Raw genomic sequence first — 23,447 nt, forward strand, 5'->3', positions numbered from 1 at the left:
CCTAAGGGGCGTCGTAGCTCAGCGCCAGCAGGTTTCCCCAGGTGGAGAACGCTGCCGGGGCGGGGGACGTGTACCGCTCGGTGTGCACCAGCACCCGGACCTGCCCGGCGTTCAGGTAGGCCGCCGCGCTCGGCAGTGTCCAGGTCGCGCCGACCTCGGTGGAGCCGACGCCTTGCGGCTGCGCCGGCGGGGCCGGCAGGGTCACCCAGCCCGGCGAGGCCGGCGTCGAGCAGCCGGCCGCGCCGCCCACCGTCCAGTCGCAGATCTTCACGGTCTGCTGCGGCAGGTTGGTGGTGAGCGCCGTGCACGTGGTGGCGGTCGTGGTGGCGCAGTTGGCGCCCTTGTAGGTCACCCTGAGGTGCTGCGATCCGGCCGGGACGCCGGTGAACCCGGCGGTGAGGTCGGTGGCCAGCGCGCTGACCACGGCGCCGCTCGCGTGCGTGGCCGCGGTGGTGCCGAGTTGGCCGCGCTGCACGGTCCAGGTCGCGGTGCCGGCGCCGGCGGTGACCCGCAGGACCTCGTTGTCGATCCGTACGTAGTAGCCGTTCGTGGCCGGGAACCCGGTGGCCGAGGCGACCGTGATCGAGGTCTGCGCTGCCGTGGTGGCGGACGGCCGGGTGGTGGTGCGCGGGTTGACCGCGTAGTAGCTGGTGTCGTCGGCGGCGAGCCCGGTGACCGTGCCGGACTTCAGCACGCTGCCGAGCGGGGTGGCCGAGGTGGGCGCCGCGAAGCAGCCGCCGGGCGGGTCGACCCGCAGCAGCGTGGCCATGCCGCCGAAGCCCTGGTCGTAGTTGGTGAACTCGTTGAGCGCGTGGCTGTGCCAGGGGAAGTACCACTCGCCGCAGATGTTCTGGCTGACCACGCCGGTCGGCAGGATGCCCTTGCGGCCCAGGTACGGGCTGCCGGCGTACCAGGTGTTGCTGTCCTTGAAGAAGACGTCCCGGTAGTTGGGCGGCGGCACCGGCAGCGGGTTGGTCGACGGGTCCCAGTTGTCCTGGTCGTCCCAGCGGAGCAGGAAGTCCAGGGTCTGGCCGGCCGCGATGGTCTCGCCGAAATGCTCGACCGGGGCCGGCAGCAGGCGGCCGTCCTGGGCGATCTGGGTGGTGTGGTTGCCATGGGGGTGGAACGGGTGGTTCAGCGCGCCCACATTGATCATGCGGATCAGGGCCGGGGCGGTGGTCGAAGTCGTCGGCTGGATCCGGACCAGCGCGCCGTACGGCTGGTTGGGCAGCAGCGAGGAGCCGTTGTCCTGGATGGTGTCCGGGAACTCCCGGCCGTTGACCGCGAAGTACCGGTCCCGGCGGGCGTTCACGTCGTACGCGGCGCCGGTCTCCACGGCGTGGTGCAGGTCGGAGTCGATCTCGCTGAGCAGCAGCAGGTACTCCCGGGACGGGTCGAAGGCGGTGCTCGTCCCGTACGCGTAGCCGGGCCCGGCGGCGGGCCGTATGATCAGCGCGCCGTACAGGCCCATCTCGAGTTGCTTGGCGATGTCGGTGCCGCTCTCGTACAGGTAGGTACCGGGGCTGCCGGCCACGAACGAGTACTGGACCGTGCCGCCGCCGGCCGCGGCCTCGGTGGTGAGCAGGCCCGCGGCGCCGCCGGAGGCGGTCACCGCCGCGTCCTGTCCGGGGAAGACGATCGAGGCCGGCTCGGGCAGGTTGTCGGTCAGGTTGACCACCACGGTCTGGCCCTGGGTCACGCACAGCACCGGGCCCGGGCTCTGGAAGTGCCCGCCCGCCTCGGCGTAGCTCCACATGAAGACGCTGTTGCCGTCCGGGGTGTCGATGTAGCCGGTCTGCGCCGTCAGGTTGAACGTGTGCGTCGAGCCGGCAACTGTGCCCGGCGTGCAGACCATGCCGGTCGGGGGCGCGTCGGGCGGGATGGCGGCGGCCCGGCCCGGCACGAACAGACAGCCGGCTGCGACGAGCAGCGATACGGCCGCGAACCTCATTCTGGCCCCCTCAGACATAGGTCTGGCTCACGACGGTCTGTGCGGGCAGGGGGCGGGCCGGGGCGTACACCCGGACCTCGGTCATCATGCCGCCCGGTCCCGGCGCCGGGGAGGCGAAGTTCTGCAGCCTGCGCCAGTCCCGGTTCTTGAAGAAATAGACGTTGTACGCACCCCAGGTGTCCGAGCCGGACGGTCGTGCGGGGTCGTAGGCGGGCGCGTCGAAGAGCACGTCGCGCGCCTCGCCGGGCCCGAGGTAGAGGGTGTTGGTCCAGTACGAGGCGGCCCGCAGCGGCGCCGCGTCCTGCCCGATCACGTGCAGCGGGATGCCCGGCAGCTGCATGCTGTGCTGCTGGTAGCCGAGGTTGGCCAGCCGCAGCAGCACCCGCTCCCCCGGGTTGACCTGGATCAGCGCCGAGTTCGGCTGGCTGTGGTCGACCGCGTCGTCGTAGTTCGGGTTCGGCGTGCCGATCCGCAGCGCCGCGGGCAGCGCCGGGTCGTCGTTGGGCAGCGTGGTCTGCGGATAGGTACGCCCGTTCAGCGTGAACCAGTGCGGGTCGTAGTCGGTCGGGATGGTCTCCTGGATGTCCCGGTCCCCGTCGTGGAAATCCCGCCACAGCTCGTTCAGCAGGATCGCGAAGTGCCGGTGGTAGCCGGTCGAGCCGTCGCCGTCGTTGTAGGCGAACCGGGTGAAGCCGCCGAACGCGGTCCCGTCCTGCCGCGGCCGGACGAAGACGACGCCGGTCATCCCCATCTGCACGTGCTCGACGTCCTCGAAGTGGCAGTGGTACATGTACGTGCCCTCGCGGTGCGGCCGGTAGAAGTAGGTGAACTGCTTGTTGACCGGCACCGCGACCGAGACCTCGGGCACGCCGTCGTTGAGCGGGGTCGGCAGGTCGAACCCGTGCCAGTGCACGGTGTGCGAGTCGACGAGGTCGGGCCGCTGCACGAAGCCGAGGTTGGTCAGCGTGATCTTGATGTCGTCGTCCTGCCGGAGGTCGAGGGTCGGCGCGGTGTGCTGCGCGTGGCCCTTGTAGGTGCTCTCCAGCTGAGCGACCGTCAGCGCCGGGTCGACCCGCACGAACCCGAAGACGTAGAGCGGGTTGCCCTCCCGGCCGGGCACCGAGATGTAGCCGTCGGTGGCGACCAGCGACACCCCGGTGGTGGCCGCCGCGGCCGACCCGGTGTCGCCGACGAGTACGCCGACGGCGAGCGTGCCGGCCACGCCGTAAAGGAAGTCCCGGCGAGTGGTCACTACGGCCTCCTCGGACTGACAGCCAGGTTGGGCAGCGGCACCGGCAGGCCGGGCCGCTCGTCCGCGCCGAGCTCCCACGGCGTGGTGAACCGGAACGAACTGAGGTTGGGCTGGGGCAGGTCGTCGATGTCGAGGGTGGGAGCCGCCACCGCGACGGCCCCGCAGGGCATCAGGTTGGCCGGTACCGGGGTGTTCGAGCAGCGCACGCCGCGGTCCACCACGGCCGAGCCGGCCGCGAGGTGGTAGTCGCCGGTGAGCCCGACCGGCGGGTCCTGCCCGGTGATGGTGACCGCCGCGGTCTGCGGGTCGAGCCGGGAGCCGGAGACGGTCAGCTCGTCCACGAACGGCGCCACGAAGCCCGGGTTGGCGCCGATCAGGTTGCCCTGGCCGCCGGGCACCGCCCGCAGCACGCCGTCCGGCCCGAGGTTCTGCCCGTTGGTCAGGTCGGAGTACCGCGGGGTGAAGGTGTCGGCGTTGCGCAGCGTCCCGTGCACCTCGAAGTCGATGAACCCGCGGTCGACCAGGGTCGCGCCCGGGCCGGTCGAGCTCAGCGTGAACGCGTCGTTGTTCCAGAAGATGTTGTTGAACAGCGCCGCCGGCCGGGAGAAGTCCGGCGCGCCGGCCGGCAGCGTGGCCTGGAACAGCGGGTCGTTGGCCTCGGAGACAAGCCCGGCGGAGTGCGGCTTGCCGTCCGAGTCCTCGGACGACCCGGTCGACACGTTGTTGGCCACCGTGTTGTTGACCAGGCGCACGTTGGAGGCGTCGTCGAGGGCGACCGCGCCGCCGAGGTCCGCCGCGCCGTTGTTGTCGATCAGGTTGCTCCGTACGTTGATCGCGGCGGTGAGCGCGTCCAGCACGAAGATGCCGCCGCCGTCGTCGCCCGAGTAGTTGCTCTGGATCAGGTTGCGGTCCACGTCGACCGGGCCGGTGCCGGCGCCGAGCGACCCGCCGCCGACCGGCAGCTCGCTCTCGATGGCCAGGCCGGCGCCCGAGTCGACCGAGTCGTTGTAGTAGATCTGGTTGTCGTGGATCCGGCCGCCGGGGCTGAGCCCGATGTGCGAGACGCCGGCGCCGTAGTTGACGCTGAAGTTCGAGCAGACGATGCTGCCGGCCACCTCGTACGCGTTGGCGCCGTTGAAGATCCCGACGCCGCCGGCCTGGGTGAGGCCGCCGTTGCCGATCAGCCGGTCGTTCGCGATCCGCACGTTGTAGTTGTGGTTGACCCCGTCGTCGTACGGCTGGCCGACCCCGATGCCGCCGGCGACCACGCCGCCGTTGTTCTCCAGCACGTTGTTGGTCAGCTGGATGTTGTTGATCGACGCCTGGAGCTGGATGCCGCCGGCGCCCTCGCCCTGCCCGGTGGTCAGGCCGACGCCGTCGATCCGGGCCTGGTTGAAGGAGGCGTTCGCGCCGCCGCCGAGGTCGTACGCCGTGGTGGTCTTGGCCAGCACGGTGATGTCGGCGCCGCGCAGCACCGGATGGGCGGTGCTCACCCCTGCGTACGGGGCGTGCGCGGCGACCGAGGCGTCGTAGGCGTCGGCGTTCTGCAGGAAGTACCGGCCGTCGATGACCGTGCCGGGGATGTTGAACCGCGGGTCCTCCGGGTCGCGCGACTGCAGCTCGTGCGAGGCGACGATCCCGCCCGGGCCGCGGCCCTGCAGCTTGAGCGGCTTCCAGAGCAGCAGGTTCTCGTTGTAGACGCCGGGCGAGAGCACCAGCAGGCTGCCGGCCGCCGCCGCGTCGATCGCGTTCTGCAGGGCGTGCGCGTTGGTCGCCGGCGCCGGGACGTTCACCACCGGCGGGTTGTAGGCGACCGTGCCGTTGGTGCCCAGTACGTGCAGGGTGAGGCCGTTGACGCTGGACACCCCGCCGCTGGCGTTGGCCGTGGTGATGGTCAGCTGCTTCGGCCCAGGCCGGAAGGTGGCGCTGAGCGCCGGGACGTTGAGCACGATGGTGTCCGGGGTGGCGCCGCTGCCCGGCGTCCAGCTCACGATGCCGCCGTTGGCCGGGGTGAGGGTCTGCACCTGCCCGGCGCGGTCGTCGGTCAGGGTCGCGCGTACGCCGGCGCCGGCCGCCCCGATGAAGTCCGCCTGCACGGTGATCCGCCGGCTGCCGGTCGCGGGCACCACCGGGCTGGAGACCTGCAGCAGCTCGGGCCGGGCCGGCACGGCCGGGTCCTCGCAGGCGGTCCCGGAGATCGGGTCGAGCGGCAGGTCGAGCTGGGTGGTCAGGCCCGGCCACGCCTCGGCCGGCGTGGTGGCGGTCAGCAGGTTCGGGTTGTACTTCGCGTTCGGGTGCGCCTTGCTGCCCGGGTCGTCCACCTTCACCAGGTACATGCCGGGGCACGGCCCTTGCGGGATCGGGCAGTTGAACGTCTCGGTGGACGGCAGCAGCGCCTCGAACGACCCGTCCGGGCTGGTCGTCACGGTGGTGAGCAGCCGCCAGTTGTTCTCGTCGTTGTCCACCCGGGCGTAGATGCCGACCGGGATGCCGGCGATCGGGCGCGGCTCGCCGTACCACGGCGATTTCGGGTTGCGCTCGAAGTAGATGTCGTCGAAGACCTGCCCGACGAAGCGACCGGGCACCGCCACGTCCCCGACCCGGTGGTCGGCGGGGTCGGCGCCGTTGGGGTCGGTCCGGTAGTTGGTCATCAGGTGGAAGTCGGCGTTGGCGTTCTGTCCGTTGGTGAGCACCACCAGGCGCTTGTCGCACAGCGGCGCGTGCGCGCCGGCCACGCCGTAGTAGATGCTGCGCGGGGTCAGGGTCGACTGGTCGATGACGTGGTCGTCGCCGGCGCACGGCGGCGGCGGGATCGCGGGGGTGAAGCTGTTGCCGAGGTCGACGTTGACGTCCTCCTCGCGGACCGGCCGGTAGAGGCAGCCGGCGCCGCCGCCGGGGATGCTGCCCTTGGCCGAGCTGACCGCCGTACCGCAGGCGCGATTGTCGGTTCCGTCGGTGGGCATCACGGCATGGGTCAGGTACGTGCCGGCCACCAGCGGCTGCGGGTCCCCGCCGCCGACGCAGGTACCGTTGTCGGCGGCCAGGTCGTAGCCGCCCGGGCAGTAGTCGCTGAACGCGTACCCGCCGTCGAAGGCGCCGTCCTTGGTGGGCTGGCCGGCCAGCGGCACCTCGAGGCAGTTCGGCCCGATCCGCGCGTTGAACTGGCCGGTGATGTCGGCGCCGGAGAAGTCCCGGATCGGGTTGCAGTTCTGGGTGAACGTGTTGCCGGCCGGCTGCTGCGGGTCCTGGCTCGCGTCCGGCTGCTGCCACTTGTCGGTCACGTACTTGTTGAGCACCACGTCGTCGGCGGTGTTCGGCACGCCGTCCGGGCCGGGCCCCTCCAGGTAGACCGTGACGCCGGGGATGGCCGGCTCGTAGTCCTCGTGGTTCTGGAAGCGGGCGTCGAACTCGTTGCGGGTGGTGGCGAAGTAGGTGATGCCGACGATCTGGCCGGGCGTGCCGGCCGGATAGTCCCGCTTGCCCCAGTCGACCGTGGCCCGGTGGCCCTCCAGCAGCTTCTGGTTGGTGAGCAGGCCGCCGCCCTGGTCGGTGGGGATGCACGGGTTCGCGGGCGGGGTGGCCGAGCAGGACGGCGTCACCGCGCCGGTGTGCTCGTCGTGCACCGACGGCCCCGGGTACGCGGAGAACCGCGCGAACCCCTGCTCGTTGATGAACCACCGGCCGAGCGGCCCGCCCTCGGCGGTCGGGTACTGGTAATACCCGTGTGCGTCGGTGAAGGTGGCCTCCTTGATCGAGCCGTCCCGCCAGCGCTGGTCCATGTCCGTGTTGGCGATCAGCGGCTCGCCGGGGTCCAGCTTGCCGTTGCCGTTGGTGTCCTTGTAGACGTGCCCGTCCAGCCAGCCGAACCAGCGGGACACCCCGATCCCGGTCTGCCCGTCGTCGCCGGTGTCGTTCACGTCGACGGTCTGCCCGGCGGCCACGGTCACCGGTTTGAACCGCATGATGTAGCTCAGCTGCTCGTCCCAGATGGCCAGGTTGTAGGTGCCGGCCGGGACGTTCTGGATGTCGAAGTTGCCCGCGCCGTCGCCCTGGCCGACGTAGACGGTCCGGTCGGTGGTCGAGTCGGAGAGCGCCACGAACGGGTTCTCCACCGGGTCGTTGTAGGTGCCGGTGGTGTAGGGCGCCCACTCCACCCAGTTCCGGGCCTGCCCGGTGATCTCGCCGGTCCCGCTCCCCGCGAACGGCTGCGGCGAACAGGCAAATCCAAACCAATATGCCGTACGTACGTTGGGCGGCTCCCACAGCTGCTCGCCGGGCGCGCCGGTGCCGTCGCTGCCCTCCTCGACCGGCGCCAGCAGTTGCAGGCCGCCGTCGATGGTGGTGGTCTGATGCCAGCGGCTGTCCGGGTCGGCGTTGCACGGCTTGTCCGGCGGGTGCACCTCGATGTAGTACGTGGCTGGGCCGAGGTCGTTGATCTGCGCGAACCCGTCGCCGTCGGTGCTGCAGTGCCCGCCGCACAACGGCTTGTTGTGGTAGTCCACCGTGACGTCGCTCTGGGTCTGCTCCTTGAGGTCCACGGTGAAGCCGTCGATGCCGGCCTCCTCGGTGTCCGGCGCCCCGTTGGTCCACGCGTTGTCGTCGAAGACGAAGACCCGGATCTTGCCGAGCGGCAGCGGGTGCTCGTCGCTGGCCACGGTGAGGTCGATGCGCGCGGTGGCCGAGCCGTCGGCGGTGGCCGGGTTCGGCAGCGTCAGGTAGGCGCCCCACATCTTGTGGTCCAGCGCCCGCGCCGAGATCAGGTAGCGGCCGGCCGGCAGGTGCACCGTGGTGCGGTCCTGGTTGCCCTCGGCCACGACCGGACTGTTGCTCTCGGTGCTGAGCGCGAGCGGATCACCGGGCAGCCTGGTGTTGTCCACGTTGATCAGGTAGTTGAAGTTGTCCAGCGGCTGGGCGGTCGGATAGTCCCGCACGTCGACCGTGACGGCGCAGCCGCCGGCGGGGCAGGCGGTCGCGGCCGCCGCGGGCCGGGCGAGCGCCACCGGAGGCAGCAGGGCGACGACGACCGCAATGACCGACATCCCGGCGATCCCGCGCCACCGTCGATCCCGCATCGGACCCCACCTCCCACGCGTGAAGCGCCGGCGGGACCGCCGGGCATCAGGCCGATGATGGGTCCGTCGATACGTTGCGTGACGCGGTCATGACAGGACTGTCATGTGACCGTCATGGATGTCCGCCTGCCGCGGGAACTCCATCCGGACCACCGTGCCGCCGGCGGGTGGCACGGTGATGTCCAGCCGGCCGTTCCACGAGCGGACCACGGCGCTGACCGTGGCCAGGCCCAGGCCGGTGCCCGAGGCGGTGACGCCCAGGCTGGCGGCGCCCAGCGCGGCGATCCGGGTGAGGCTGTCCGGCGAGATGCCCGGCCCCGAATCGGCGACGGTGATCGTCCAGGTGTCCGGCGTGCCGGTGCCCTCCACCGAGATCTCGTCGCCGAGGTCGGTGAACTTGATCGCGTTGTCCACCAGGCTGTCGACCGCGGCCTTGAGCCGCTCGGGGTTGAACGAGGCCCGGCCGATCGACGAGGACACCCGCCACTTCCGGTCGGCGGCCGGTTTCCAGCGCTCGACGATGGCGACCAGCGCGGCGTCGACGTCGTCGACCTGCCGTACGTCGGCACCCTCCAGCTGGACCAGCGTCACCAGCCGGTGGGTGATGCCGGCCAGCCGGTCGAGCTCCTCCAGCACGATCGAGCTGTCGGCGATCACCGTGGGGTCCACCGCGACCGAGCGCAGCAGCTCGGCGTAGCCGCGGGCGACCGTGATCGGGGTGCGCAGCTCGTGCGAGGCGAGCCGGACGAAATGGTCCCGCGCCTCCGCGCGCCGGCGCTCGGCCTCGGCCAGCCGGGCCATCTCCGCGGTCATCTGCTGACGGCGGCGGACGTGCCAGACCATGACCACGAACACCGCGGTCATCAGCGGGACCTCGGTGGTCTCCTCCCAGCCGATCGCCCCCGTCTCGGCGTGGTGGACCAGCACGAACCCGGTGGTCACCGCGACCAGCCCGAGCACCGCGAGCATCGGCCGCAGCGGCCAGGTGACCAGGCCGTACGCCACCGAGAGCCCGATCCAGACCAGGTGGAACGGGATGGTCTCGGCGCCCGGCAGCAGGTACATCAGCACCAGGTTGAGCAGCCCGGCGAGCACCAGGAGGGGGATCAGCAGCGGGTTAACTCGGGACGAAGCGGTAGCCGACATTGCGCACCGTCTCCACGCGATCGGGGTCGTCGAGCTTGCTGCGCAGCCGGCGCACGTAGACGTCGACGACGTTGCTGCCCGGGTCGAACATCATGCCCCACACGTCGGCCAGCAGCTCGGACCGCGTGCACGCCTGGCCGACCCGCTCCATCAGGTGCCGCAGCAGCAGGTACTCGCGCTGGGACAGGTCGATCTCGCGGCCGCCGACCAGCACCCGGTGCAGCCGCAGATCCAGCCGGACCAGGCCGATCGCCAGCCAGCGCCGATGCGCGCCGGGGGCGGGCGCCCGCATCCGGGTGCGCACCCGGGCCACCAGCTCGGCGACGGCGAACGGCTTGCCGAGGAAATCCGTTGCGCCGGCCTCCAGGCAGGCCACCCGGGCGCCGATCTCGGGCACCGCGGACAGGACGAACACCCGCTGCTCGGGCCGGGCGCGGACGACCTCGTCCAGGACCGCCGTGCCGTCGACGTCGGGCAGCATGAGATCCAGCAAGATCAGGTCGAAGTCGGTCGCGAGGGCCGCCTCGAGCGCGTCGCCGCCGGTCGCGGCCCGGTCGACGGCGTGCCCCTCGGCCCGCAGCGCCCGCGTCACCAGCCCGGCGATCCGGTCATCGTCTTCCACCACGAGCACCCGCCCCACGGGCCACCTCCGTTGGTGATAACGATGAAAATAGAGGGCCCATCGACACGAATGATTCGACCGTTCGGCCGCACCGGGCGGCCGAACGGCCTAGGGTCTGTGTCGAAGTGGGGGCCGGAGCGAGGCGAGGTCCAGGTGTCGTCTGGGCCACGCCGCAGCCCGTCTCCCACTTCGACACAGACCCTAGGAGTCACGCCGCGGCCAACGCTTCGGTGGGAGCCAGCCGGGCCGCCCGGATGGCCGGGTAAAGGCCGGCCACCGCTCCAATCACGACGGTCGCCCCGACGCCGCCGGCCAGCGCCCACAGCGGCACGACCGTGGGCCAGCCCTGCGTGGTCGAATAGGCACCGGTCACCAGATAGCCGAGCAGGACGCCGCCGGCACCGCCCAGCAGCGACAACAGCAGCGCCTCGGTGAGGAACTGCACCCGGATCTGTCCCTTCGTGGCCCCCAGCGAGCGCCGCAGGCCGATCTCGCCGCGCCGCTCGAGCACCGAGATGACCATCGTGTTGGCCACCCCGATGCCGCCGACCAGCAGCGCCACCGCGCCCAGCCCCAGCAGCAGGGCGGTGAAGGTCGCGTTGGTGGTCCGCTTCGCGGCCAGCGCGTCGGACGGCTTGGACACCTTGACCTCGTTCGGATTCTCCGGATTCGCGGTGGCGGCCAGCACGGCCCGGACCGCCTCTACCTGGGACTCGACCGACCGGGTGTAGAGCGTGGTCGGATGACCGTCGAACCCCAGGTAGGTGCCCGCGGCCGACCAGCCCACCAGAACGGCCGAGTCCAGTTCGGGCGCGAGCGGCACTTTGTTCAACACGCCGATCACCGTCCACCAGCGGCCCGCCAGCCAGACCGCCGGCACGTTCCCGAGCCGCCGCGCGGTGTCATAGCCGAGCACCACGGCGGGGTAGCGGGCGGTCGCCGCGTTCAGCCAGGTCCCGCTGCTCAGCTTCGCACCGACCGTCTTGAGCAGGTCGAGCTGCGCGGCCAGGACGCCGATCCCGCCGGTCTGCCCGGACGGGATCTTGTCGGTGCGGTACACGTGCACCCGGTCGAGCGAACCGGTCGCCGTGGCGGACAGCACCGGCCCGATCCGCCGGACCATCGCGACCGAGTCGTCCGGCAGCGTCGCGGTCTTGCCGAACATGGTCTGCCCCGGCGAGGCGGTCAGCATGTTGGTGCCGAGCGCGGCCAGCGCGCGATCCAGGTCGGCCTGGCTGGACGCGGAAATGCCGACCACCGCGGTCATCGCCGCGATCCCGATCGCGATGCCCAGGGCGGAGAGCACCGCGCGCAGCGGTCTCGCGCGCAGCCCTGTGCCGCCGAGCCGCAGCAGGTCCGGCCCGCGGAGTCGTGCCGATTTAAGCGACATATCCGACATCTCGTATCACCTCCCCGTCCCGCATCGGGACCTGTCGCGGCAGGCTGTCGGCGATCTCGTGATCGTGGGTGATGACCAGGACCGTTGTCCCGGCGTCGTTCAGTTCGCGCAGCAACTCGACCACCCCGGCCCCGGAGACCGAGTCGAGGTTGCCGGTCGGCTCGTCGGCGAGCAGCACGGCCGGGTCGCCGGCCACCGCGCGGGCGATGGCGACCCGCTGGCGCTCGCCGCCGGAGAGCTGGTGCGGGCGGTGCGTGAGCCGGTCACCCAGCCCGACCCGGACCAGGGCGGCCTCCGCGCGCCACTCCCGCTCCTTGCGCGGTACGCCGGCGTACAGCAGCCCGTCGGCCACGTTGGCGACCGCGCTCCGCCCCGGTGCCAGGTGGAACTGCTGGAAGACGAAGCCGATCCGGCGCGCCCGCAACGCCGACAGCTGCCGGTCGGAGAGCGTCGCCACGTCGTGCCCGTCGATCCGCACGGTCCCCCGGGACGGGCGGTCCAGCGTGCCGATCAGGTGCAGCATCGTGGACTTGCCCGACCCGGACGGGCCGACGATCGCGACCAGCTCGCCGTACTCGACGGCCAGGTCGACCGAGCGCACCGCGGTGACCCCGCCCGGATACATCTTGGTGACGCCGGAGAGCTCGATCACCTCGGTCATAGCGGCATCCCGACCTTCATCCCCGCGGCCAGGCCGTCCCCCGATATCTCGACCTTGCCGCCGGCGAAGAGCCCGGTCCGCACCGCGACGATCTTCGTAGTGGCGCCGTCGACGACCTGCACGCCGTAGCCGCCCTCGGCGAGCGCGAGCAGCGCCGCGACCGGCACGGTGAGCACGTCCCTGCGCTCGCCGGCGGTGAAGTCGACCGTGACCGCCGCGTCGTCCAGGCCCTTGGGCGCGCCGGCGAACGCGATCGTCACCTCGATCAGCGTGGTGTCCGGCTCGTCGCCCTGGCCCTTCTGCACCGTGGTGCCGACCTTGACGATCTTGCCGGGGACCGTCCGGCCGTCCGGCATCTCGATCCGTACGGCGGCGCCCTGGACGGCCAGCCGCTGCGCGTCCATGGTCAGGTCGACCGTGGCGACCAGCGCGGTGCCGGTGTACTTGAGGATCTCCACGCCGGGCTGGACGCTCGCGCCGTTCTCCGAGCTCACCGAGTCGACCCGGACCGCCGTCGGGGCGTACCAGATCTGGCTGGTGTCCACCGTGCCGGTCTCGCTCAGGCCGAGGTCGTCCTGCCAGTCCTTGACCGCGGCGGCGGTCGACGCGGTGTACTTGTCGTCGACCGTGAAGCCGCGGTAGCCGAGCGCCCACAGGTTCTTCTCGAACTGCCTGACGTCCGCGCCCTTCATCCCGCTCCGCAGCATCCGGTAGGCGGGCAGGCTGCCGTAGAGCAGCACCACCGGCTTGTTGTCGAGCTTGTAGAGCGCCTTGCCCCGGCTCACGGTCGCGCCGACGGCCGGCAGCCAGGTGACCGTGCCGCCGCCCTTCGAGCCGAGCGTGACGGTGGCGCCGTGGCCGAGGGTCCCGTCGTGCGACTCCCGGTCGATCAGCGTCTCCTTGGCGATGTCGGCTGTGTTCGTCACCCCCGTGCCGGTCGTGCCGCTGTTGCTGCCGCTCTCCGCGTCCGGCAGGTTGAAGACGGTGACCGCGGCCGCCACCGCCCCGGCCGTCACCACTCCGGCGATCACGCCGGCCGTGCGTCGCGCGCTCATCCGGCACGTCCCAGGTTCGTGGTGCCGCCGACGGCGCCCTGTTGCACGTGTCCCTTGGGCGCGTACTGCTCGCAGGCCTTCTCCGCCTTCTTCCAGAGCGGGTCGTCCGGCCCAGTGCCCAGCTTCTTCGGGTCGATCGAGATCCCGCCGTCCGGGTTGGGGTCGGGGAAGTTCGGTACGCCGTTCTCCCGCATGCACTTGGCCATGTCCCGGGCCTCCTGAAGCTCCTCGGCGCTCGGCTTGTGCATCTCGCCGCCATCCGGCATGTACTGCTTGCACGCCTCCTGGGCCGCCTCCAGCTTCTTCGCGTCCTGACCCTTCGGGATCATCACCGACATCTTGCCGTCGCTCGGGTCCGGGAACCACGAGATGCCGTGGTCCCGCATGCACTTCGAGAACTTCAGCGGGGCGTCCGGGTCGGGCGCCGCCGCACTGGCGCTCGCGCTGGTGGTGGCCTTGGGCTTGGCGGTCTGCGCGCTGGCCACCTGCGGGTCGTTCGTCCCGGAGCGCGCGCACGCGGCCGGCCCGAGGGCCAATGCCAGCAGGACCACCGCGACCGTACGGGTTCGCATCGGTTTCTCCTTCCTCAGCTGTCTCGGGGAGAAGTAGACCGATCGCCCTGTTTCCTGGCCGTCAGCGAAAAACGTGACGCCGAGGTGACACGCGCCCGGAGGAGGATGGGTGCATGCGGATCCTGGTGGTCGAGGACGAGCCGCTGCTCGCCGACGCGGTGGCGCAGGGCCTGCGCCACGAGGCACACGCGGTGGATATCGCGTACGACGGCGCGGCCGCCCTGGAACGCGTCGACGTCAACGACTACGACGTGGTGGTGCTCGACCGCGACCTGCCCGCCGTGCACGGCGACGACGTGTGCCGCCACCTGGCGAAACAGGGGTCGGAGACGCGCATCCTGATGCTCACGGCCGCGGCCGGCGTGGACGACCGGGTCGACGGCCTGGCCCTCGGCGCCGACGACTACCTGCCCAAGCCCTTCGCCTTCCGCGAGCTCTCCGCCCGGGTCACCGCGCTCGGCCGCCGCGCCCGCCCGGCGGTGCCGCCGGTGCTGCGCCGGGCCGGCATCAGCCTCGACCCGCACCGCCGCGAGGTGCACCGGGACGGCCGGTACGTGCCGCTGTCCCGCAAGGAGTTCGCCGTGCTGGCCGAGCTGCTGCGCGCCGACGGCACCGCGGTCTCCGCCGAGGCCCTGCTGGAGAAGGCCTGGGACGAGAACGCCGACCCGTTCACGCACGCCGTCCGCATGACGATCCTCAAGCTGCGCCGCAAGCTGGGCGACCCGCCCGTGGTGCTCACCGAGCCGGGAGTGGGGTATCGCATTCCATGAGACTCACCGTCCGCACCCGGCTCACCCTCGTCTACGGCGGCCTGTTCGTGCTGGCCGGCATGGTGCTGGTCGGCGCGACGTACATCCTGGTGCAGCAGCGCCTGCCGATCGCGGTGGCCGGCGAGGCGGGCACCGCCGGGCCGGAGTCGGCGCCGGACGTGGGCGGCGGAACCTTCGTGCAGCGGGTCGTCACCGGCACCCAGAACACCGCGCTGCACACCCTGCTCACCCAGGGCCTGATCGCGCTGGCCGTGGTGAGCGCGGCGGCGATCGCGCTGGGCTGGCTGATCGCCGGCCGCATGCTCCAGCCGCTGCACCAGATCACCGCGACCGCCCGCCGGATAGCCGAGGCCCCGCCCGACGCCGACCGCGGCCTGCACGAGCGGATAGCGCTGACCGGCCCGCAGGACGAGATCAAGGAGCTGGCCGACACCTTCGACGTCATGCTCGACCGGCTCGACCACTCCTTCGACGGGCAGCGCCGCTTCATCGCCAGCGCCTCGCACGAGCTGCGCACCCCGCTCACGCTCAACCGCACGCTGCTGGAGGTCGCGCTGGCCGGGGAGGCGCCGTCCGAGGAGGTACGCCAGCTGGGCACCACGCTGCTGGCGATCAACGACCGGCACGGCCGCCTGATCGACGGCCTGCTGCTGCTCGCCCAGTCGGATCGCCCGGTCCGCGAGCGCTCGTACGTGGACCTGGCCGACATCGTCGACCACGTCGCGGTCTCCGACACGGTCAAGGTGATCGCCGAGCCGGCCGAGGCGACCGTGGCCGGCAACCCGGTGCTGCTCGAACGGCTGGTGCAGAATCTGGTGGAGAACGGCGTACGGCACAATCTCCCGTCGAACGGCTGGGTGCGGGTCCGCAGCTACACCCGCCCCGACGGCTGGGCGGTGGTCGAGGTCAGCAACTCCGGCCCGGTGATCCCCCGCTACGAGGTTCCCGGCCTGTTCGAGCCGTTCCGCCGATACAACGCCGAACGCCTCCACTCCCCCGGCGCCGGCCTGGGCCTCTCCATCGTCCGGGCGATCGCCAAGGCGCACGGCGGCGACGTCCAGGCGGAGGCCCGCGACGAGGGCGGCCTGATCGTGCGGGTCACCCTTCCCCGAGCCGTCTGACGGTCATACCGTACGCAGGTCCAGCGCGTGCCGGACGAACTCGTCCTGGTTGCCGGTCGACCACCAGAGCACCCCGGCGCGGTACATGACGTCCGTGGCGTCCGGGCTGATCTCCACGGTCGAGCGGGTGTCGATCTCGTACGCCAGCAGGTCGACGTGGCCGGTCAGCTCGGAGTTCGCGGTGGTCTGGGAGAACACCTCGAACCGGTCCAGCACCGCGGTGTCGGCGATCACCGTCCCGGCGGTGCCGGCGGCGATCAGGCGGCGGTCCGAGCCGTCCGGCTTCATCAGGGAGATCTGCGGGTAACCGTCCCGGTTGAAGGCGACCGTCTGGCACCACACCGGGCTGCACGCGGTGACGCCCCGGCCGTTGGTGACCACCGCCTTGTCCTGCCCGGTGGTCAGATTGCGCAGCCGGGTGGCGCCACCGGCCGCGGTCACCCCGTCGGTCAGCCACGGCCACGCCGACAGCGCCCAGGTCCCGGCCTCGGAGCGGATGTCGACCGGGCCGCCGCGCAGGTCGACCGAGCGCACCTCGGTGGAGTCCTGCGCCCCGGCCGCCACCCAGTGCACCCGGCCCTCGGCGAGCACCAGGTCGTACTGAGACTGGTAGAACCGCGCGTCGCCCATCTCGGCGGTCAGCTCGTGCGGCGGCGTCCCGGCGCGCAGGTCCATCGCCCACAGCTGCTGGCCGGCCTTGCTGCTCTCGGCCCAGACCAGCGACTGGCCGTCGGTCGTCGCGCTCTCGAAGGACGGGTTCAGCTTCATCGGCAGCGTCCGGATCACCCGCACCTTGCCGTCGGCCGCCCGCGACACGAGGCGCAGCGTGTGCCCGTCCCGGGTGGGCGCGGTGCCGATCGAGCGCTGAGCGTCGAGGAAGACCACGGGCGTGTACGCCGTCCCGTCGTCGAGCGTGGCCGCCAGCGCGGCCCGCTGCGCCCGCGGCCAGGCGACCCGCGCGTCCACCGGCGGCGCCGCCTTCTTCACCGCATCCGACGGCGCGAACAGCATCACCCCGGCGGCCAGCAGCGCGGCCCCGAGGCTCGTGTATCGCTTCCGCTGCTCCACAACCCGAAGATTAGCCCTAAAAATCGCCGACCCCCTGGAGCCGGTCACCGTGCGGAAAATCCAGCGACTCCGACTCCGACTCCGACTCCGACGCCGACGCGGAGACCGGCGAGGTCGTCCGGCGGGAGAGGCCGATCACGCCGAGGGTCATCACGACCGCGGCGACCGCGACCACCACCCGGCCGGCGAAGCCGAAGCGGAAGCTCTCGTCGAACAGCACGATGCCGGCGACGGCCGCCACGATCGGGTTGGCCACGCTCACCGTGGCCAGCGGCGTGGCCAGGCCGGCGCCCTTGTAGGAGAGCTGGCCCAGCAGGTAGCCGCCGGTCGAGAGCACCACCACCATGCCGGCCAGGAACATCGAGACCGTCCGGGCGCCGTCCTGGAGGAACGCGGTGAGCAGGGCCTTGGACAGCACCGACGAGATGCCGAAGGCGATGCCGGCCGCGGTGGCCAGCAGCATGGCCCGCCAGCGGGCGGAATGCGTGATCGCCGCCGCGGTGGTCAGCGCGCCCACGCCGGCCAGGGTCAGGAACGCGACATAGCGCCCGGTGTCCTCGGTCAGCAGGGCCGGGTCGGCCGACTCCACCGAGAGCGACATGATCAGGGCCAGGCCGGCCACCGTCAGCCCGGCGTCGATCCAGGCCGGCACGCTGATCCGTACGCGATAGCGCAGGGCCGAGATCGGCAGCGCGAACAGCAGGGTCAGCGTGCCCAGCGCCTGCACCACGGCGAGCGTGCCGAAGTTGAGCGCGAGCACGTGCAGCCCGACGCCGCTCGCGGTGAGCAGCAGGGCGACCGCCCAGCGGCCCACGCCGCGGTGCCCGTTCTCCGCCAGCCTCTCCTGGGCGACGGCCGCGCCCGCATAGCTCGCCGCGGACAGCACAGACAGCGCGACAGCCCAAGCAAGCGACCCCATGGACACCCCTCTTCGAGCTTGCCTCAGCGACCCACCGCCCAGCCTCGCGGATTCCCAGAATTCAGGCGTCCTCCTCCAGACGTAAAAGATCCGTATGTCAGATGTAGTACCCCGAAGGTACGACAAAACCGGTACGCCGATCTCTGCCTGGTCTGCCACCATCGGCCTCATGACGGAGACGAGAGTGCGCATCGGCTGGCGCGACCTGCCCGAGGCCGTCCGCTCCCGGGCCGAGGAGATCATCGGGGGCCGGGTGGTGTCGGCCGCGTCGCAGGCCGGGGGCTTCTCCCCGGGCACCGCCGACCGGGTGGTCACCGACTCCGGCCGGCGCGCCTTCGTCAAGGCGGTGAGCCCGGCGGTCAACACGCGCTCCGCCGAGCTCGCCCGGCAGGAGATGCACATCACCTCGGCGATGCCCGAGCACGCGCCGGTCCCCCGGATGCTGGGCGGCTTCGACGACGGCGAGTGGGTCGTGCTGATCCTCGAGGACGTCGAGGGCACCAACCCGCGTACGCCCTGGGTGGAGAGCGAGCTCGACGCGGCCGTGACCGCCCTCGCCGAGCTCGCCGCCGCGCTCACCCCGTCCCCGGTGCCCGGCGCGCCCGCCGCGATCGAGGTCGTCGCCGGCGACTTCGCCGGGTGGCACGACATCGCCGCCGATCCGCCGGCCGACCTCGACCCGTGGCTCGCCGAGCGCCTCGACGACCTGCGGGCCGCCGCTGACCGCGGGCTCGCCGCCGTCGCCACCGGCGACACGCTGGTGCATTTCGACATCCGGGCGGACAACCTGCTGATCCGGCCGGACGGGCGGGTCGTGATCGTCGACTGGCCGTGGGGCTGCGTCGGGCCGGCCTGGCTCGACCGGCTCCTGCTCGGGCTGGACGTGCTCGTCAAGGGCGGCGACCCGGCCCGGGCGTTCGAGGGCATCGACCCGGGCGTGGTCACCGACGTGATCGCCGGGATCGCCGGGATGTTCGAGCGCATCCACCGGCTTCCCCCGCCCCCGGGCATCCCCACGGTGCGCGCGTTCCAGCGGGCGACGGCCGAGGCCATCCGCCCGTGGCTGCGCGGGCGTCTCTGATCCGGTCACGGCCATCTCCCCAGATGGGAGGTCGGGCACACCCGCCCGGGCCCAGGGCCGCCGCACACTAGGCTGGTGGGTCTGGGCTCCGGCGTAGCGGCCCGGGACCGGCCACGAAACCTCACGGAACGGAAGATGATGATCGACCAGGCCAAGGTGCGAGTCCTGCTGTTGGAGAGCATCCACCGCGACGCGGTGTCCCGGCTCGAGGCCGAGGGGTACAGCGTCGAGTCCGTCCGCAACGCCCTCGACGAGTCCGAGCTGCTCGAGCGCATCCCGGGCGTACACCTGCTGGGAATCCGGTCCAAGACCAAGGTGACCGCCAAGGTCCTCGAGGCGGCCGACAGCCTGGTCGCGGTGGGCGCGTTCTGCATCGGCACCGACCAGATCGACCTGCACGCGGCGTCGGCGGCCGGCATCGCGGTGTTCAACGCGCCGTTCTCCAACACCCGCTCGGTGGTCGAGCTCGCCATCGCCGAGATCATCTCGATGACCCGCCGGCTCACCGAGAAGAACGCGCTCATGCACGAGGGCGTCTGGGACAAGTCGGCCGACGGCGCGCACGAGATCCGCGGCCGCCGGCTGGGCATCGTCGGCTACGGCAACATCGGCACCCAGCTCTCGGTGCTCGCCGAGAACCTCGGCATGCACGTCTCGTTCTACGACACGGCCGACAAGCTCGCGCTGAGCAACGCGCACCGCTGCGCCTCGATCGAGGAGCTGCTGGAGACGTCGGACGTGGTGACCCTGCACGTCGACGGCCGGCCGGGCAACGCCGGGTTCTTCGGTGCCGAGCAGTTCAAGCGGATGAAGCCGGGCGCGCTGTTCCTCAACCTGTCGCGCGGCATCGTGGTCGACCACGTCGCCCTGCGTGACGCGCTGACCAGCGGGCACATCGCCGGCGCGGCGGTGGACGTCTTCCCGAAGGAGCCGAAGGGCCGCGGCGACGAGTTCGTCTCCGAGCTGCGCGGCCTGCCGAACGTGATCCTCACCCCGCACATCGGCGGCTCGACCGAGGAGGCGCAGTCCGACATCGGCGACTTCGTGGCCAACAAGCTGGCCCACTTCGTCCAGGACGGCAACACCACGCTGAGCGTCAACCTGCCGGGGGTCGCGCTGCCCGAGCAGAGCGGCATGAGCCGGATCGTGCACGTCCACATCAACACCCCCGGGGTGCTGGCCCAGGTCAACAGCATCCTGGCCCAGCACCACGTCAACGTCGAGGGCCAGCTGCTGAGCACCCGCGGCGAGTACGGCTACCTGATCACCGACATCGGTGGCCCGTACGCCGACGACGTGCTCGAGCAGTTGCGCAGCATGGAGCAGACGGTCCGCCTGCGGGTCCTCTCCTAAGACCGGGAAACCGCCCGGGTCACGCGTTCTCCACGGTGAGCGCGGTGATCCGGGCGCCGGCCGTCACGTCGTACCGGTCGGTGGTGTTCCAGCCCTTCGGGGTCAGCGTCGAGCCGGCCGCCATGTCGTTGAGCGTGCGGCTGCCGGCCACCACGGTCCGCGCGCCGCCGCCCAGCTTGATCCGCATCGGGTTGTCGGCCGGGGACTTGAGCACCAGGTTGTCCACCGCGCCGTTGATCTTCAGGGGCACGGTGCCGGTCGGGCGGGCGAGCGTGAGCTCCACCTGCTTGGCGCCGGCGACCATCTCGATGCCGCTGACCTGACCGCCGCTGACGTCGATGACCTGCTTCTCGGCGTACCCGGCGAAGCGCAGCTGCCAGCGCACCTTGGCGGCCAGGACCACCTCGATCTCCCCGCCGGTGCCGTTGCCATCCTTGCTGACCTGCAGCGACACGGCGTCGTCGCGGATCGTCGGGCTGGGCAGGATGCCGGCGTCGTCCGGTGTGGAGATCCGGTAGAGGTCGTCGCCGAGCTCGCCGATGGTGACGTGCACCGAGGTCGCGCCGGCCAGCATCTCGAAGCTCGCCGTGTCGCGGTTGTCCAGCGGGGCGGAGACCGTACGGGCCTTGGCGCCCCCGGCCCCCAGTTGCAGCATGCTGTTGATGCTGTTGTCGTCGCCGGAGAAGTAGAGGACCCCGGCGATCGAGCCCAGCACCAGCACGAACAGGCCGAGCAGGACGATCCCGACGGTGACCGTAGGTGACTGTCGCGGCGGGTGCGTCTCGGCCGGCGGCCGCTGGGCGGTCCGGTGCTCACCGGACGGGGCCTTCAACGCGGAACGCTCGGCGACGCGATGCTCACCCGACGGAGCCCGCAACGGCGAGCGATCCGCGACCCGATGCTCACCCGACGGAGCCCGCAACGGCGAGCGGTCGGCGACCCGATGCTCACCCGACGGCCGGCGCAGCGCGCCGGAAGCCGGCTCGGGATCGAGGCGGGGCGGCGCCGGCGCGGGCGGCGCGGAGGTCGGTCCGTGCCGAACCGGGGAGATCGGACCCGCCGTGAAGCCGTACGATGCCCGGCTTGTCCCACTTGGAGTCGCCGGCCCGTACTCCGGGGCCGGGGGCGGCGGCGCGGCCTCGGAGAACACCGGCGGAAGCTCGGTACCCTCCGTGAACCACGAGCCACCGGTAGTAGCCTCGGCCGGCGGATTGGCGGCCGGCCGTCGATAAAGTGTGTCCCCACGCGAGTCGGCCACGGCCACATCGGACGCCGCGGCGTCAGCAGCTCGATCCACGGTTCTCCCCTGTCGCAAATTGCCACCGGCTACCCGGCTACCCCCGCGCAGAGGTACGTATTTGAAGTTCTTCCGGATGAGTGCGACCGAGAACTACTTAGCGTTATTGCCGGCCGGGCCGGATCAGGCCCCGGCGGGTGGCGATCGCGACCGCCTCCAACTGGCTGTGCGCACCGAGTTTCGCCAGCACAGCCTTCACATAGCCGCGGCACGTGTGCAGGCTGATGCCGAGCCGCCGGGCGATGGCGCGAGCGTCCAACCCGGCCGCCATCAGATGCAGCACCTCGTCCTCCCGGACGGTGAGTCCACTGCTACGCGGCGCGACCGCCGGCGAGGTGCTGCGCAGCAGCCGGGCGAGGATGTCGGTGGAGACGGTCATGCCGCCGCCGTGCGCGGTGCGCAGCGCGTTCAGCACGTCACCGAGCGCGCCGTTCTTGGAGAGGAAACCGGCCGCGCCGGCCGCGGTGGCCCGCCCGACGAGCGCGCCCTCATCGCTGGCAGTGAGTATCACCACACGGGTGTCGGGCTGGCGAACGCGAATCAGCTCGGCGATGGCTATTCCGTCCGCATCGGACAGATCGGGGTCGAGCAGAATCACGTCCGGGCGCAGCTGTGCCGAGAGCTGCAGCGCCTCCGCGCCGGTCCGCGCGTGCCCCACGTACTCGAGGTCCGGCTGGCCCGCCAGAGCGTGTCCGAGCAGCTCGGCGAACGTCTGGTGGCCGTCGACGACGAGGACGCTGATCGCTACGCCGTTGTTCATGCGCCACCTTTCAAACCGAACGGACCTCGGGAAGTCTAAGGAGTACCAGCACGGATATTTGCCGTACCAACAGGCTGCCGCGGCGACGGCCCGGATCCGTTCCGCCGGTACGCCCGACAGCAGGATGAGGCCAAGCGGCCGCGATCACCAGTCTTTCGGTTGAGTTGCCCCCTAGCATTGGGCCTTGCCGGTCAACTTTGCCAGACGCAGAGTTTCCATTCATGTTCGACATCCAGCTCTTCGGCCGCGTCGAGGTCCGTACCCGGGGCGTCCGCTTCTCGGGCGCCGACTTCGGCGGAGACCGGCCCCGCCACCTGCTGGCGCTGCTCGCGCTGCGGGGCGAGGTGTCCATCTCGGAGCTGGCCGAGCTGCTGGGTACGGGCAAGAAGTCCGTCGAGGCCGACTTGTCGGTTCTTCGGACGCATCTGGAGCCGAGCGTCAATCCGCGCGAATCAGTCATCCTCGCGCACCGCGGCCGCCTGCGGCTCGATCCCGAGCGGGTCCGGGTCGACGTGGCCCGGTTCGACGAGCTGATCGCCGCCGCCGCGGGCCGCCCGGCCGAGCGCGCGGTGAAGCCGCTCACCGCCGCCGCCTTCCTCGCCACCCGCCCGCTGCTCGAGGACGAGGACGAGCCGTGGGCCGCCGAGTTGCGCAACGAGTACCGCGCGAAGCTGGTGATGGCGCAGCACCCGGCCACCGAGGTCGCGGTCAAATAGGGACGTGCCGTTCCCGACCAAGCTGCTCCCGGTACCGCTCGCGCCCGAGATCTCGCTGCACCTGGTGGATCGCCCGGTCGGCCTGTTCGAGCTGATCGGGGAGGATTACCGCAGCGACCGGCCGCCGCCGTTCTGGGCGTTCGCCTGGGCCGGCGGCCAGGCCCTGGCCCGGTACGTGCTGGACCACCCGGAAACGGTCCGCGGTAAGACCGTCGAGGATCTCGCCACCGGCTCCGGCGTCGCCGCGATCGCCGCCGCCCTGGCCGGCGCCGCCGCGGTCAGCGCGACCGACGTCGACCCGGAAGCGGTCGCCGCCGCGCACCGCAACGCGGCCGCCAACCACGTCGCTCTGCGCCACAGCGGGGCCGACCCCGGCGTGATCCTGGCCGGTGACGTCTTCTACAGTCCCACCGTCGCCGAGCAGATGAGCCGTCGGCTGCGCCAGCACCGGCGGAAACAGCGGCTGGTCCTGGTTGGGGACCCCGGTCGAGGGTATTTCCCGGAACGGCTCTTCGAGCCCGTGGCGGAGTACACCGTGCCGGTCTCCGTCGCGCTGGAGGAAGCCGAGTCGCTCGCGACCACGGTGTGGCGGATGCGATAAGCGTCACTTTCCGCACGCCGCACGCCCGAAT

Annotated in this window: 19 protein-coding genes; 6 read left to right on the plus strand and 13 right to left on the minus strand. The window is 71.5% G+C overall.

The genetic code is table 11. The features are described 5' to 3' along the window. Position 1: 1 nt before the first annotated feature. From IH26_RS56280 to IH26_RS54190, 9 genes are all read right to left on the minus strand, one after another. Positions 2 to 1,951, minus strand: a complete 1,950-nt coding sequence (locus IH26_RS56280) for a multicopper oxidase domain-containing protein (protein WP_051808759.1) — start codon at positions 1,949 to 1,951, stop codon at positions 2 to 4. A gap of 10 nt (positions 1,952 to 1,961) precedes the next feature. Next, on the minus strand, positions 1,962 to 3,203 hold the full coding sequence (locus tag IH26_RS61495) for a multicopper oxidase domain-containing protein (protein WP_051808761.1): 1,242 nt from the start codon (positions 3,201 to 3,203) through the stop codon (positions 1,962 to 1,964). Next, positions 3,203 to 8,275, minus strand: a complete 5,073-nt coding sequence (locus tag IH26_RS0130610) for a hypothetical protein (RefSeq protein WP_084599186.1) — start codon at positions 8,273 to 8,275, stop codon at positions 3,203 to 3,205. Before IH26_RS0130610 ends, IH26_RS61495 begins: the two co-directional genes overlap by 1 nt. Before the next feature lie 87 nt (positions 8,276 to 8,362). Beyond that, positions 8,363 to 9,421, minus strand: coding sequence for a sensor histidine kinase (locus IH26_RS0130615; protein WP_084599187.1), 1,059 nt, complete (start codon positions 9,419 to 9,421; stop codon positions 8,363 to 8,365). Next, on the minus strand, positions 9,393 to 10,043 hold the full coding sequence (locus tag IH26_RS0130620) for a response regulator transcription factor (protein ID WP_245665647.1): 651 nt from the start codon (positions 10,041 to 10,043) through the stop codon (positions 9,393 to 9,395). Before IH26_RS0130620 ends, IH26_RS0130615 begins: the two co-directional genes overlap by 29 nt. A gap of 208 nt (positions 10,044 to 10,251) precedes the next feature. Further along, a complete protein-coding gene (locus IH26_RS0130625) occupies positions 10,252 to 11,442 on the minus strand; it encodes an ABC transporter permease (protein ID WP_030439730.1) in 1,191 nt (396 codons plus the stop codon). Further along, on the minus strand, positions 11,423 to 12,094 hold the full coding sequence (locus IH26_RS0130630) for an ABC transporter ATP-binding protein (protein WP_425394413.1): 672 nt from the start codon (positions 12,092 to 12,094) through the stop codon (positions 11,423 to 11,425). The genes IH26_RS0130625 and IH26_RS0130630 overlap by 20 nt, the downstream gene beginning before the upstream one ends. Positions 12,095 to 12,099: 5 nt before the next feature. Continuing rightward, positions 12,100 to 13,158, minus strand: a complete 1,059-nt coding sequence (locus tag IH26_RS0130635) for an efflux RND transporter periplasmic adaptor subunit (RefSeq protein ID WP_030439732.1) — start codon at positions 13,156 to 13,158, stop codon at positions 12,100 to 12,102. Continuing rightward, positions 13,155 to 13,730: a hypothetical protein gene (locus tag IH26_RS54190; protein ID WP_051808763.1), complete on the minus strand. Its 576-nt coding sequence runs from the start codon at positions 13,728 to 13,730 to the stop codon at positions 13,155 to 13,157. Before IH26_RS54190 ends, IH26_RS0130635 begins: the two co-directional genes overlap by 4 nt. 113 nt (positions 13,731 to 13,843) lie before the next feature. Here IH26_RS54190 and IH26_RS0130645 point away from each other — a divergent pair, with 113 nt between their 5' ends. Together IH26_RS0130645 and IH26_RS0130650 are read left to right on the plus strand one after the other, a co-directional pair. Continuing rightward, on the plus strand, positions 13,844 to 14,500 hold the full coding sequence (locus IH26_RS0130645) for a response regulator transcription factor (protein WP_030439734.1): 657 nt from the start codon (positions 13,844 to 13,846) through the stop codon (positions 14,498 to 14,500). Then, complete coding sequence (locus tag IH26_RS0130650) at positions 14,497 to 15,621, plus strand: sensor histidine kinase (RefSeq protein WP_030439735.1); 1,125 nt, start codon at positions 14,497 to 14,499, stop codon at positions 15,619 to 15,621. Before IH26_RS0130645 ends, IH26_RS0130650 begins: the two co-directional genes overlap by 4 nt. Positions 15,622 to 15,624: 3 nt before the next feature. Here IH26_RS0130650 and IH26_RS0130655 read toward each other — a convergent pair whose 3' ends face one another. Both IH26_RS0130655 and IH26_RS0130660 read right to left on the minus strand, forming a co-directional pair. Next, a complete protein-coding gene (locus tag IH26_RS0130655) occupies positions 15,625 to 16,689 on the minus strand; it encodes a TolB-like translocation protein (RefSeq protein WP_030439736.1) in 1,065 nt (354 codons plus the stop codon). A gap of 16 nt (positions 16,690 to 16,705) precedes the next feature. Continuing rightward, on the minus strand, positions 16,706 to 17,608 hold the full coding sequence (locus tag IH26_RS0130660) for a DMT family transporter (protein ID WP_169789844.1): 903 nt from the start codon (positions 17,606 to 17,608) through the stop codon (positions 16,706 to 16,708). A 169-nt stretch (positions 17,609 to 17,777) separates the two neighbouring features. On the opposite strand from IH26_RS0130660, the gene IH26_RS0130665 reads away from it, so the two are divergent. Next, a complete protein-coding gene (locus IH26_RS0130665; protein WP_030439738.1) occupies positions 17,778 to 18,689 on the plus strand; it encodes a phosphotransferase in 912 nt (303 codons plus the stop codon). A 135-nt stretch (positions 18,690 to 18,824) separates the two neighbouring features. Beyond that, positions 18,825 to 20,042 (plus strand): phosphoglycerate dehydrogenase, encoded by a 1,218-nt coding sequence (gene serA / locus IH26_RS0130670; protein ID WP_030439739.1) that lies wholly within the window; start codon positions 18,825 to 18,827, stop codon positions 20,040 to 20,042. A 19-nt stretch (positions 20,043 to 20,061) separates the two neighbouring features. Here the strand turns inward: serA and IH26_RS0130675 are convergent, their stop codons facing one another. Both IH26_RS0130675 and IH26_RS0130680 read right to left on the minus strand, forming a co-directional pair. Next, positions 20,062 to 20,874 (minus strand): hypothetical protein, encoded by an 813-nt coding sequence (locus IH26_RS0130675; RefSeq protein ID WP_030439740.1) that lies wholly within the window; start codon positions 20,872 to 20,874, stop codon positions 20,062 to 20,064. A 568-nt stretch (positions 20,875 to 21,442) separates the two neighbouring features. Then, positions 21,443 to 22,099, minus strand: a complete 657-nt coding sequence (locus IH26_RS0130680) for a response regulator (protein ID WP_030439741.1) — start codon at positions 22,097 to 22,099, stop codon at positions 21,443 to 21,445. Between the two features lie 221 nt (positions 22,100 to 22,320). On the opposite strand from IH26_RS0130680, the gene IH26_RS0130685 reads away from it, so the two are divergent. Together IH26_RS0130685 and IH26_RS0130690 are read left to right on the plus strand one after the other, a co-directional pair. Further along, positions 22,321 to 22,815, plus strand: a complete 495-nt coding sequence (locus tag IH26_RS0130685) for an AfsR/SARP family transcriptional regulator (RefSeq protein ID WP_030439742.1) — start codon at positions 22,321 to 22,323, stop codon at positions 22,813 to 22,815. A 4-nt stretch (positions 22,816 to 22,819) separates the two neighbouring features. Continuing rightward, positions 22,820 to 23,416, plus strand: a complete 597-nt coding sequence (locus IH26_RS0130690) for a class I SAM-dependent methyltransferase (protein ID WP_030439743.1) — start codon at positions 22,820 to 22,822, stop codon at positions 23,414 to 23,416. The last annotated feature ends 31 nt before the right edge of the window (positions 23,417 to 23,447 follow it).

This window comes from Actinoplanes subtropicus (assembly GCF_000721705.1).
Classification (GTDB): domain Bacteria; phylum Actinomycetota; class Actinomycetes; order Mycobacteriales; family Micromonosporaceae; genus Actinoplanes; species Actinoplanes subtropicus.